Source organism: Tissierellales bacterium (assembly GCA_035301805.1).
Lineage (GTDB): Bacteria > Bacillota > Clostridia > Tissierellales > DATGTQ01 > DATGTQ01.
The window spans coordinates 1-12,545 of sequence record DATGTQ010000078.1 but is presented as its reverse complement, the minus strand read 5'-3'; the positions used below and the strand labels follow the sequence as shown (position 1 = coordinate 12,545).

The window sequence follows — 12,545 nt, the reverse complement described above, 5'->3', positions numbered from 1 at the left end:
AATCATCATCAAAAAATAAATCAATAAGTTTTAAATAAAAATCAATCTTATTAGTTGAAACATTTCCCCATTTTAATTCTCCATAAACTTCATATTGCTGTTTCAAGGATTTAATCTTTGATTTCAAATTTTCTCTGTTTTCAGCCGGAAGCATGATGCCACCAATACATACAAATCTGTTGTTTTCAGTAGTCGATGATTTTTCAACTAATAAATCTTGTCGGCTTTCATCACAATATATATCAAAAAGCATTTTTTCCACCTCTTCTTACAATATATATCTTCCTTTAGTATTAGAATTAATTATATCAAAGCAAGTATAAAATGTCATTAAATCCTTTACATTAAATCATATTATAAGAATAGATCGCGAACATACTAATAGTCTTTATACATTGATTTCAGCCTTCAATTAATACCTACACCTGTTGATTTCAAGCTATTATGTTTTTTGGTTTATGGTTCACGGCACTCATGTAGCTGGAATAATCGCTGGAAATGGTTATTCCTCTAGAGGAAGATATACTGGAGTAGCCCCAAAGTCTAACATTTTAGCCATAAAAGCTTTGGATGAAAATGGAAGCGGAAATACCTCAGATATTATAAAAGCAATCTCTTGGATAATAGAAACTAAGGAAGAATACGGAACAAATATTATTAACTTATCTTTAGGTAGTCCAGCTAATAACCACTGCAATGCAGATCCATTATGTAGAGCTGTATCCAAGGCTATAGATAGTGGATTAATAGTTGTAGCCGCAGCTGGCAATAGTGGTCCTAAAGCCAATACTATACTTTCACCCGGAATTAGCCCAACAGTTATAACTGTTGGGGCTGTAGATGATAAAAATACACCTAATATTGATGATGATACAGTAGCAGACTTTTCTAGTAGGGGGCCTACGAGGGAAGGCTTACAAAAGCCAGACTTAGTAGCTCCAGGAGTTAATATTAAATCTTTATCTAATATATACAGTGATAGATATACTTCCTTAAGTGGAACTAGTATGGCTACCCCGTTAATTTCAGGTAGTATAGCCCTATTAATGAGTGGAAATAAAAATTTATCTCAAAAAACCGTTAAAAATAAGTTAGTGAACTCGTGTATTGAATTAAGTGATAGTAAAGATAAACAGGGAGCTGGCATGTTAAATTTAGAGAAGTTTTTTAATGATAAATCTCTAGACTCTACATTTTCTTCCTCCCCACTAATCTCAAAGGATATTACTGAAAGTTTCTTAATAGTTCTTTTAGTCATTTTCTTACTAGATAAAAAATAAGCCTCAATTAAACTGAGGCTTATTTTTTAATTATCTGCCTAAATAGACACTAGGGTTTACATGGCTACCATCTTTAAGGACTTCAAAATGGAGATGAGCTCCTCTTGCATTTCCTGTAACACCTACTGCTGCTATTTTTTCCCCTTTGCCTACCTTCTGACCATTACCTACGTATATTTCACTACAATGAGCATACTTTGTAACATATCCATTATTGTGATCTATTACTACTAAGTTTCCATAACTTCCATTAGGTCCTACAAAGGTAACGATTCCTTCATCTGCAGCTGCTATAGGTGTCCCTATACTTGCAGCAATATCAATACCCCTATGTAGCCTACCACCTCTCGAACCATATCCAGAACTTATTCGCCCCCTTGTAGGTAACGAAAACCCACTAGCCGCAGTAGTTATAGTTTTTTCCTTTGTGCCCTTAACTATTATCTCATTTACTGGTTTCTCAACAACTTCTTTATTGATAATCTCTTCATCTACTACTACTCCATTGTGTTTAACAATCTTTGTCACAATTCTATTCTTACCTTTAATACCCTTCGTTTTTACCTTTTCTTGAGTTTTATACATAGAGTTATCTACTTGAACCTCTACATTATAGTCAATATCTTCATAATAGTCTTTTTCTTCTATTGTCTTTATTGTTAACATGGCCTTCGGCACCTTTAAACTTATTTCTTCTCCTGGATAAACCTTCTCTGGAATTAGATCTGGATTTGCATCTATTATTTCATCTACATCCATATCATACAGTTTTGCTATAGTCCAAAAACTTTCTCCAGCCTCCACAATATGGGTCCTTATCTCTTCAGAACCTGTCTCAATAAATTTTAGTGTATCTTCTACTTTTCCTATATCCGATAAAGATACTTCTTTTCTTACAATTTTAACATCTTCCAATATTTTTATATCTTTAACCTTAGAATCTTCATCATCAGTTTCAGTAACAGACTCTTTAAATCTTTTTATAACTTCTTCTGCATCTTCCCTTGTTTTTAATATACCTACTTCTACATCATCTATAAGAAGTACATAACCATTTACTAAAAATGTTAGTTTAGAACTTATCTTATCTTTTAATTCTTTTATATTATCTATATCGTTATTTTCAGCATTAATACTTTCAAATATTAATTCTTCATTTACTATACAATTAATATTGTATCTATCGCAAAGTTCTTCTTGAATTTTCTCTAATAAATGTGATATGTTTTCTTTTTCTCTGACTATTCCTACTTCTTCATCTCCTAGATACACTGCAAATGCTTCGGTACTTATTTCATTAATTTTGTATGCCGTTAATAAAAATCCAGATATTAACACAACCATTAGAATTATAAGGCTAGTTTTAAAGTTTATTCCTCTAAACCTTCTAAACCCTTCTTTATTCTTTTGGCCCAACTGATTTGGATCATCCATAAATTGTTCCTCCTAATTAATAATTAACTTTAGTAAAAATAAACATGCTCTATTTATTCTTCAAACATTAACAGAGCATGTCTATATTTATATATTTTATTCAATAAAAATAATTTTATTCCTTTTTTGTCCTGATAATTCATTACGAAATTGTAAATAATACTCATAGTATCTTTTATAAAAACACTTCTAATGTAAAAAGTTTTAAATAAGATATAGTATTAAACCTTTAAGGAGGATTAAATGAATATTAGTACCCGTACAGATTCAGTAGATTCTAAATCTACTTTTGCTATTTATAATTTCAGCAATTTTATTTATGATTATACACATTATAACTATGGTGATAAACATGATAAGTTTATAATTATGTGCATAGGAACAGATAGATCTACAGGAGATGCTCTAGGTCCTTTAGTTGGATACAAACTAAAACCAATAATATCGGAATATAAGGATGTAGAACTTTTAGGTACTCTTGATGACCCAATACACGCAAAAAACCTTTCAGAAAATATTAAGTATATAAATACAAACTTTCACAATCCTTTTATCTTAGCAATTGATGCCTCTCTTGGTAGCTATAATAAAATCGGGCATATAAATATAAAAGAAAGCCCTTTAAAACCTGGACTAGGAGTAAATAAAAATCTCCCTAAAGTAGGTGATATTAGTATTACAGGGGTAGTAAATATTAGTGGAATAATGGAATATGCTGTTCTTCAAAACACTAGACTTAGTTTAGTTATGAATATGGCGGATATTATTTCTAAGAGCTTAAATATAGCACTTTGGATGCTTCATAAAGACAAAAAAGAAAAGAAAAACATAAATAACCTATACTAGATTATTTATGTTTTTCTTTCCTTTATAAAAATTAGCAAACAATCTGTAATCTTCTATCTCCAATTGTAAACATTGTTTCTTTACTTATATCGTATATCTCTCCATCTATATTTAAATAGGCATCCTCATCTGTCATTATTTTAATCCTTTTAGCTTTATGGATTTTTACATACTTCTCAAATTTTGTATGAAGCCCTTTAAACATAGTTGGAAATAAAAAAAATATCTTTAATTTTGGTATCTTTTTTACTATACATACATGGAAATATCCATCTCCCATAAGTGCATCTGGACAAATTTTAAGTCCTCCACCATAATATTTACCATTTGCCACTGCAAGTAAGATTATATCTTCATCAAGGGACTTATCATCTATTTGAACTTTAACCTTTTTGTTTCTATAAATAAAAAGGGTTCTAAATACACTTATTAAATAAGCAACTTTTCCTTTTACTCTCTTTTTAATAGTTTCAGCATTCTTTACTATTTCTGAATCTAATCCTACACTAGCAATGTTTAAAAATATACGATCATTTACAAAAGCAATATCTATTTCTTTTGACTCTCCTTTTACAAGTAAGTTAAGAGCTTCATAAGGATTTCTAGGAACATTTAACGTTCTTGCTGAATCATTTCCTGTTCCTCCTGGAATTACAGCTAATAGTGAATTAGATTTACTCATAATTAATCCTTCTGCTACCTCATTAATAGTCCCGTCTCCTCCAACAGCAACTATTACAGTATATCCACTTTTAACACCTTCCACTGTCAATGCAATAGCTTCCTTTGGAGCCTTTGTATTAACAATATTATAATCTTTGTTGTTTTCTTTCATAACTTCTTTAATAATTGGAATATAATCTTTTGCTCTACCTCCACCTGCAATAGGATTTACAATAAAAAGAATCTTATCCATGTTCCCCCCCTATTATATAATTAGTTAATACCTTCTACGTCATTTCAGCATAACTTCTTTCTCTTATAGATCTATCTATTGCTTGCATTTCTTCTGCAGAAAGAGGATATTTAGATTCACCTTTTTCTATTGGTTTTGCGTAAGTTGTTGAAAAATCCCTTCCATAAATATTAGTAATAACTAATCCATTTAATCTATCATCTAAAAAGGCAATAGAATAGCTTAACTCACTACCCATATCGGCAAAAGCATCATACCTTACCATTCCTATTTTTTGAACGGCACCTTTTAACCTATTATTTAGTATATCAACCTTCTTTTCTACGTCTTCTACATTTAGTCTTAATTCCTCCAACTCATTTAGACTTTTAAATAATAATTCTTCTAAATTAGGTCCTTCAATTCCCTTAACTAATTTATTATATTTTTCTGTAATGTTCTTTACCCTAAATTGAGCAATCACATATAATATTAAGAGAATAAAAAAGGCTATTGTCAATCCTAGTAATATTTCAACATTATAATTTATTATTATTTCTCTTAGTCCATCCATAAATATTGTCCCTTCCTTTATATTTCCTTGCATATCTCCTTAATAGCTTTTATTCCTAGTTCAATTTCATCATGTGTATTGAATATGCCAAAGCTAAACCGTACTACGCCTTGTTCAAAAGTACCTATAGTTTTATGAGCTAAAGGAGCACAATGAAGACCAGGTCTTACGGCTATATTATATACTTCATTTAATATATAACTAATTTCTGAAGAATCTTCATCACCAATATTTAAAGATACTACTGCTCCTTGCTCTCTAACATCTAAAGGACCATAAAGTTTTACTCCATGGACTTTTGATAATCCCTCAATAAAATGCCTTGTTAATTCCTCTTCATGCTTTCTTATATTTCTAATATCCTTTTCTAATATATATCTAACACCAGCACCTAAACCTATTACACCTGGCGTATTAGGAGTACCACTTTCAAATTTATCTGGTAATACTTCTGGCTGTCCTAAAGAATGAGAAATACTACCTGTCCCGCCTTCTTTAAGTTCCCTTATATCTAATCCTTCTTTAATATATAAGCCTCCAGTACCTTGAGGCCCTAAAAGTCCTTTATGCCCTGGAAAAGCTAATAAATCAATATACATATTTTCTACATCCACATCGTAAACACCTGCTGACTGAGCTGCGTCTACCATGAAGATAATTCCATTGTCTTTTGCTATTTTACCAACTTCTTCAATGGGAAGGATTGTGCCTGTAAGATTTGAAATATGAGTCATAACAATAAGCTTTGTATTTTTCTGAATACAACTTTCAATATCCACTGGGTTAATTCTGCCTTTACTATCTGCATTTACTACTGTTGTACTTATGCCCTCCCTACCCATGGCTTTTAAAGGTCTTATAACAGAATTATGTTCCATAGAAGTAGTAATAACGTGGTCACCCTTTTTTAATAAGCCTTTTAAACCTAAATTCAAACTTTCTGTACAATTCATTGTAAATACTATATTCATAGGATTTTTAATATTGAACAATTGGGAAAGTACATCCCTCGTTTCATATATACCTCTTCCAGCTTTTAAGGCCAACTTATGCCCTGACCTTCCTGGATTTGCTCCATAATCTTTCATAGCAGTATATATCTCATCATAAACAATCTCTGGTTTTGGAAAAGAAGTAGCTCCATTATCAAAATAAATCATATATCCACCCCCACTAACTTACTAACAAACTAATTATAACATAATATTATCCTTTCTTGTACTCTTCATGTGTATAAGGCTGCCACTATTTTTAATCAAAAGTATTTCGGACATAATACTTATAGCTATTTCTTCTGGAGTTTCACCACCTAAATTTAAACCAATAGGAGTATAAACCCTTTCTAAAAGGTCTTCATCTATTCCCTTTTTCTTTAAGCTATCCATCATAACCTTTACCTTTCTTTTACTACCCATGACACCAATATATTTTGCATTACTTTCAACTACATTTTCTAAACAACTTTCATCATATTTATGACCTCTAGTAACTATCACTATATATGTATTCTCATCTATAGGATAGTTTGACAAATTTTCTTCTACATTACCTAAAATTAATTCTTTAGCTAAAGGGAATCTTTCTTTTGCTAAAAGTTCTTGTCTATCTTCAAAAACAGTTATATCAAAATCTAAAATAGATGCTATTTCATATATGGCTAAACCTACATGACCGCCACCGACAATTAAAAGTTTAGGTTTAGATTTAAATACATCTATAAATACTTCTACTTCTCCTCCACATTCCATACCTAATTCCTCTTTTTCAAGAGGCAGATATAAGCTAAAACTTTGTCCGTTTTTTAAAGCTTCTATAGATTCATCTATTACCCTACTTTCTAAATTTCCACCACCTACTGTTCCATAAATAGTCCCATCTTCTAAAACTATCATTTTTGTCCCTTCTTCCCTAGGCGTAGAACCTGAAGCTTTAGTGACTGTAGCCAAGGCTATTTCTTCTCCTCTTTCAATTAATTTAACTGCTTCTTTTAACATAGTAAAGTTTGTCATTTAAATCCTCCCTCATGTTATTAAAATGTAAAATACCTTCTAAAACTCCTCCACCTATTGCTCTTGCTTTATCTGATATAGTAAAAGCATTATCCACATTTCCCCTAGGATCAATATCTCCTATTTTTGTTCCTTCCTTTACATATAAACCTTCCTTAATCATACCTCTAACTATACCATGGACTTTAGCTTTTATTTCTTTACCACCTATTGATACAACCGCTTCTCCAAAGGCTACTTTTTCCCCAATATTACGCAAAGGCTTAATTATACCAGAAACAGGAGCCCTTAGAACCCTTTCATTTCTATAACCTAAAGTGGTTCCGGCAACTCCTGTATTTTTTTCCGCCCTTCCTTTATATATTACTTTTCCTAAATTATGTCCTCTATTACTTTCTATAACTAAATCTACATCTAAACCAGCCTCGAACCCTGGACCAACACCTATGGTTATAGGAGCCATATTTATATTTGTTCCTAAATTCTTCTTAGCAATTATACTATCAACTACAGCTAAAGGTCTTAACTCTCTTATAATTTCACCCTTTTCATCTATATAAATAGGCACTAAATTATTTTCCAAAGCTAATATTACATCTTCTTTATTATATACTAAAATACCTTTTACACCTTCTATATTTACTTCCTTACTATATACAGCTTCAGCAAAAGACACAGTTCTTCTTATACATAGTGGTCTCTCTATTTCTAAAACTAAAACCTTAAATCCACTAATAAATAAACGGTGTATAATTCCTGAAGCCACATCACCACCACCTCTAATAATCACCAAATTCTTCATAGTAACCTCCTTTGTGCACAAAAAAATCCTCAGGGGTATCAATATCCATACCTAATTTTCCACTTTCAAAAAAAACCTTAAACACTGTATTAGACTTTTCCCTAATTATATCTCTTCCTCCCTTATCTCCTTCTATACTTAACAATTCCTTTTTCAATTTTGATGGGAATAAAACAGGATTTCCTTTTATACCAGAATAATAAGGAATAATAATAAATTTTTTTCTCTTGTAAAATTCTTTTATTATTTTATTAATGGTTTTATAAGTCAAAAAAGGCTGATCACCCATTAGAAACATATATCCTTCTGTTTCTTCCTTAGATTTTAGAACACCTAATTTTACAGATTCACTTTGACCTAAACTAGGTTTTTCATTTTCCACAGTATTAACACCATATTTTTCTCCAATTTCTCCTACTTCAGCTTTCCTATAAACTAATATAATTTCATCTAAGTTAGATTTTTTTCCTGCCTTAATTACCCTCTCTATTATTTTTTCTCCTTCTATTTCTAATAATAACTTGTCCTTTCCCATTCTAGATGAAAAACCGGAAGCTAGTATTATACCTGTTATCATAACCCTCACCCTAATAAAATTTTTTTGCTTTTATACTACCAAAAATAACTTTGTAAAACCCTTCACTTTCAAGCTTTTGCCCTATATCTCTTCCTAAAGTTATATCTTCATTATTTTCTATTTTATTCAAAAATAATATATTTTCTCCCTTTGAATCCTTAAAAATACCATTTTCATTTAAAACTAATTTTACTACACTATTAATATCAATAGTATCACCTAAATTTTTATTAGTTAATTTAGTAAATATCTCTGGTCTATGAACATAATCTTCGCTAATGGATTTTCCTAGACAATCTATTCCTATTATTCCTATAGTTTTTTCGGTCTCCATAGGAATTACTGGTTCAAAACTTTTTGGCCCTTTAATAGGTCTCCCCTTTGAACCATCTCCTTCAACTAATATAAAATCAAATAAATTTTCTTTATATATTCTATTAATAACAGTAGGAGATAATCCCTTTATTTTTTCTCCTTCTACTCTTTCTCCTAGAACTGTTATAGAAGGCTTATCCAAAGATATATCTCCAATTTTTTTTAGAAAACTATAATCTCCTAATTTTGTTATTGACGAATACATATAAGTGGTTGTAGTAATAAGAACTTTTTTCTTCATCTTCTTTAATTCTTGGGCTAAAGCAATAATTGTACTAGTTTTACCTCCAGCACCAACAAAAGTGATTAAGGACTTTTTATTTAAATTAATATCAAATTGCATATAGATATAATCTTCCAAGATACTACATCTCCTCTAACAATCTATCTAGCCCAAGACCTACTTCACATAATCTTCCCTCTTCATCCTTAATCGCTAAAAATTTAAATAATTGTCCATCTTCAACTCTTATCTTTATAGGAGTTATAATATATTCTTTTTTATTTTCTTTTAGTTGCAAAAAGGTTCTATCAACTTCATATAAATTTAGCCCTATAGCACCTTTCTCGCTACTGTATATAACCACACCATATGGATTAGTAATATATATAGCATCCATTCCTGTTTTATTTAACATTTGGTCTATAATCTTTTCATCTAAATAAGATTTTTCATCTAAATAATCCCTAATAATATATACGGCTTGAAACATTCTCCTCTCCATAATATCACCAGCAACCAACTGTTGGAGTTTATAAACACCCTCACTAAGCTTTTTTACTACTTCCTGTAGATATTTGGCCCTATTATTTTGTTCTAAAACCTGACAGTTTGTCTCTGCCATTCGTAGGGAAATATCTTCTGAGAAATTAGTTATACTATTTATATTTGAAGTAACATCTTTTGTTATAATACTGTTTTTATTAATTATATCTTTTATACTCTTTAATTTTTCTTTTCCTTGATTTAATATATCTAAAATACCTTTTAATTCTTCACTGGTTATTTTAATTCCTAAACAAACTTCATCAATATATTCTGCTTCTTCATTTATACAATTAGATACATTGGATATTTCCTGTTTTAAGCCTGTTAAAACCTTCTCTATTTCTTTAGAAACCTTTTTAATTTCTTTGGCTAATTTATGAATTCTCTTTTCAACTGCAAAAAAATCTTTCCCTTGGTCTCCTGTCTTAGATGCTTCAATAGATGCATTTAAAGAAAGCATATTTACTTCTCTTAAGATTGAATCCATCATATCCATTAAACCTGTTGTCTGACAAGAATATTCCTGTAATATCAACATTTTTTTAGAACTATTAGCTATTAGCCCTTTTAAAATTCCTATTCTTTTTTCCATATTTTTAGTAGTTTTAATACCTTTTTTAGCAGAGATAATGGAGTTAGAAATAAATTGTATTTTTTCACTTATATCCTTTTCAACTTTATCTAATGATGAATCAATATTACTTGTCAAATAGTTTGTATATTTTAACATATCGTACTGTTCCATTGTGTTTGAGTCAGCCATTTCAATGTATGATGCTATAGTATTAGTAGAGTCTAAACTTTCCTGGGAAACTATATTTAACATTTCACAGACTTCATATATCTTAGAAGATGTTTCTACTTGAGTTTTTAAATTATCCTTTGTTTCTTGTAATACTTCGTTTTCTTTTCCTACTACAGACTCTGACTTTTTATACATTTTTTCTAATATTAATGTAGATATAAAAGCTAATCCTATTATTATACCTATATTAAATATTTTATTTTCAATATAGGTTACTGCCATATAAACAAGTAATAATATGAAGGTTATAAGAATAAACAATTTCCCCTCAATAAGCTGTCTTTTATTCTCCAAGTATTTACCTCCCTTATTTCCAATGGTTATACAGATATATCTATAAATTTAAAATTTGATACATGAAATAATCCTAAATCTGTAATTTTTATATCTGGAATAACTGGTAACGCTATAAAAGATAACGTCATAAAAGGATCTAATCCCTTGCTAACATTTAGTTTCTCATAGGATAGTTTAAGCATATCCTTTAATTTATAACTAACCTTCTCCACTGATTGTTGAGACATAATCCCACCTATTTCTAAAGGTAAACTTTTTAGTACTTCCCCTTTTGAAACTACAGTTATTCCACCACCTATTTTTTCTAATTCATTTATAGCTAATAATATGTCTTCATCATTATCTCCAATTACTATAAGATTATGGGAATCATGAGCAATAGTTGAACCTATAGCCCCTCCTTTTAGTTTAAATCCTTCAACTAATCCTAATCCAATATTTCCCGTTGCTTTATGTCTTTCCACTACAGCAACTTTTAAAATGTCTTCATTACCATATTGAAATTCACCATTTTTTATATTTACACTTTTTTCTACCATTTCAGTTACTAAACTATGAGACTGTAGTTTAATAATTCTAGCCTTATTAGAATTTAAGTTAATAGCTAAATCTTCTTTTTCTACTTTCTTAATATTTACACTATTCTTAACCTTAGAAGTGTCTACTTCAGTAGTATTAAACAAAGGCTTTAGATTTTCTCCAACTAGTTTTCCATCTTTAAAAACTTGAAGTATATTAAAATCTTCTAAATTATCAATAACCACTAAATCAGCATAGTAACCAGGGGCAATCGCTCCTTTTCCTTTTAGACCATAACATTCTGCTGCATTTAATGTTCCAATTTTTATTGCATCTATTGGATCTATGCCTTCTTTTATAGCTAAACGCATATTATGGTCAATATGTCCATCTTTTAAAATATCCTCTGGATGTTTATCATCAGTACAAAATAAACATCTTCTTATATTTTCTTTAGTTAACCCTTTTACAAGAGTGGTTAAATTTCTAGCTGCAGAACCTTCTCTTATTAAAATATACATACCTAATCGGATTCTATTTCTTAATTCTTCTAATGTAGATGATTCATGTTCAGTCTTTACTCCTGCTAATACATAAGTATTTAATTCTTTATCTTCTATAATAGGACCATGGCCATCTATAATCCTATTTTCTGCTAAAAGTATTTTATCTAGTATTTCCTCATCACCTGCTACTACACCTGGATAATTCATTAATTCGCCTAAGCCTAATACTCTTTCATGGTCTATAAACTCTTTTAAATCTTCTGCTTTTAGTACTGCACCTGAATTTTCAAAAGGTGTAGCTGGTACACAACTAGGCAACATTACATAAACATCTAAAGGTAAATCTTCACTATCTTCAAGTATAAAGTTAATCCCATCATTGCCTTTAACGTTAGCTATCTCATGTGGATCAGCTATAATTGTAGTAGTTCCTCTTGGCACTATAACCTTTGCAAACTGAGAGGGAGTAGTCATAGATGATTCTATATGAACATGACTATCTACAAAGCCGGGAGCCAAAATTTTACCTTCTAAATTTACCTCTTTTATTCCTTCATAATCTCCTATGCCTACAATTTTATCTTTATAGACAGCTACATTTGCCTTAACAATTTCATGAGAAAAAACATTTACAACATTAGCATCTTTTAAAACCAAAGGTGCCTTTTCATCTCCTCTGCTTATAGAAAGCATTCTTTTCAAATCTTCCCTATTCATAAAATTCCTCCTTTTTTAATTTAAATTTATCTTTATAATAATTACTTATTCTTAAACCTTTATAGTTCTATAAAAAGTTCCTTATTTGATATTATCGTATTTAATTATACTTCTCTTTCTTTTAAAGCTTTTAGCATTTT

Annotated in this window: 13 protein-coding genes; 2 read left to right on the top strand and 11 right to left on the bottom strand. The window is 30.0% G+C overall.

What is annotated here, in order from left to right:
• The coding region (locus VK071_03335) for a DUF3800 domain-containing protein (GenBank protein ID HLR34345.1) at positions 1 to 253 on the bottom strand (253 nt) is incomplete at its 3' end.
• A 205-nt stretch (positions 254 to 458) separates the two neighbouring features.
• Between VK071_03335 and VK071_03330 the strand changes: the two genes are divergently transcribed.
• The gene (locus VK071_03330; GenBank protein HLR34344.1) at positions 459 to 1,280 is read left to right on the top strand and encodes a S8 family peptidase; all 822 of its coding nucleotides are present in this window, start codon (positions 459 to 461) and stop codon (positions 1,278 to 1,280) included.
• A gap of 30 nt (positions 1,281 to 1,310) precedes the next feature.
• Here VK071_03330 and VK071_03325 read toward each other — a convergent pair whose 3' ends face one another.
• Complete coding sequence (locus VK071_03325) at positions 1,311 to 2,714, bottom strand: peptidoglycan DD-metalloendopeptidase family protein (protein HLR34343.1); 1,404 nt, start codon at positions 2,712 to 2,714, stop codon at positions 1,311 to 1,313.
• Positions 2,715 to 2,957: 243 nt separating this feature from the next.
• Here VK071_03325 and yyaC point away from each other — a divergent pair, with 243 nt between their 5' ends.
• On the top strand, positions 2,958 to 3,560 hold the full coding sequence (yyaC, locus tag VK071_03320) for a spore protease YyaC (protein HLR34342.1): 603 nt from the start codon (positions 2,958 to 2,960) through the stop codon (positions 3,558 to 3,560).
• 31 nt (positions 3,561 to 3,591) lie between these two features.
• Here the strand turns inward: yyaC and VK071_03315 are convergent, their stop codons facing one another.
• From VK071_03315 to ade, 9 genes are read right to left on the bottom strand one after another with little or no spacing between them, the layout of a single operon-like run.
• Positions 3,592 to 4,476 carry a diacylglycerol kinase family protein gene (locus tag VK071_03315; GenBank protein ID HLR34341.1) on the bottom strand — a complete coding sequence of 295 codons (885 nt, stop codon included), beginning with the start codon at positions 4,474 to 4,476 and terminating at the stop codon, positions 3,592 to 3,594.
• A gap of 34 nt (positions 4,477 to 4,510) precedes the next feature.
• Positions 4,511 to 5,062, bottom strand: coding sequence for a DUF4446 family protein (locus VK071_03310; GenBank protein ID HLR34340.1), 552 nt, complete (start codon positions 5,060 to 5,062; stop codon positions 4,511 to 4,513).
• On the bottom strand, positions 5,047 to 6,189 hold the full coding sequence (locus VK071_03305) for an aminotransferase class V-fold PLP-dependent enzyme (protein ID HLR34339.1): 1,143 nt from the start codon (positions 6,187 to 6,189) through the stop codon (positions 5,047 to 5,049). Before VK071_03305 ends, VK071_03310 begins: the two co-directional genes overlap by 16 nt.
• A gap of 33 nt (positions 6,190 to 6,222) precedes the next feature.
• Entirely contained in the window at positions 6,223 to 7,038 is an 816-nt protein-coding gene (locus tag VK071_03300) for an XdhC/CoxI family protein (protein HLR34338.1), read from the bottom strand.
• Positions 7,004 to 7,840 (bottom strand): selenium-dependent molybdenum cofactor biosynthesis protein YqeB, encoded by an 837-nt coding sequence (gene yqeB / locus VK071_03295; GenBank protein ID HLR34337.1) that lies wholly within the window; start codon positions 7,838 to 7,840, stop codon positions 7,004 to 7,006. The genes VK071_03300 and yqeB overlap by 35 nt, the downstream gene beginning before the upstream one ends.
• Positions 7,818 to 8,417, bottom strand: a complete 600-nt coding sequence (gene mocA, locus VK071_03290) for a molybdenum cofactor cytidylyltransferase (protein HLR34336.1) — start codon at positions 8,415 to 8,417, stop codon at positions 7,818 to 7,820. Before mocA ends, yqeB begins: the two co-directional genes overlap by 23 nt.
• Before the next feature lie 10 nt (positions 8,418 to 8,427).
• Positions 8,428 to 9,135: a selenium cofactor biosynthesis protein YqeC gene (yqeC, locus tag VK071_03285; GenBank protein ID HLR34335.1), complete on the bottom strand. Its 708-nt coding sequence runs from the start codon at positions 9,133 to 9,135 to the stop codon at positions 8,428 to 8,430.
• Positions 9,136 to 9,157: 22 nt separating this feature from the next.
• Positions 9,158 to 10,660 (bottom strand): methyl-accepting chemotaxis protein, encoded by a 1,503-nt coding sequence (locus VK071_03280; protein HLR34334.1) that lies wholly within the window; start codon positions 10,658 to 10,660, stop codon positions 9,158 to 9,160.
• A 26-nt stretch (positions 10,661 to 10,686) separates the two neighbouring features.
• Positions 10,687 to 12,405: an adenine deaminase gene (ade, locus tag VK071_03275; protein ID HLR34333.1), complete on the bottom strand. Its 1,719-nt coding sequence runs from the start codon at positions 12,403 to 12,405 to the stop codon at positions 10,687 to 10,689.
• Positions 12,406 to 12,545: the final 140 nt, after the last annotated feature.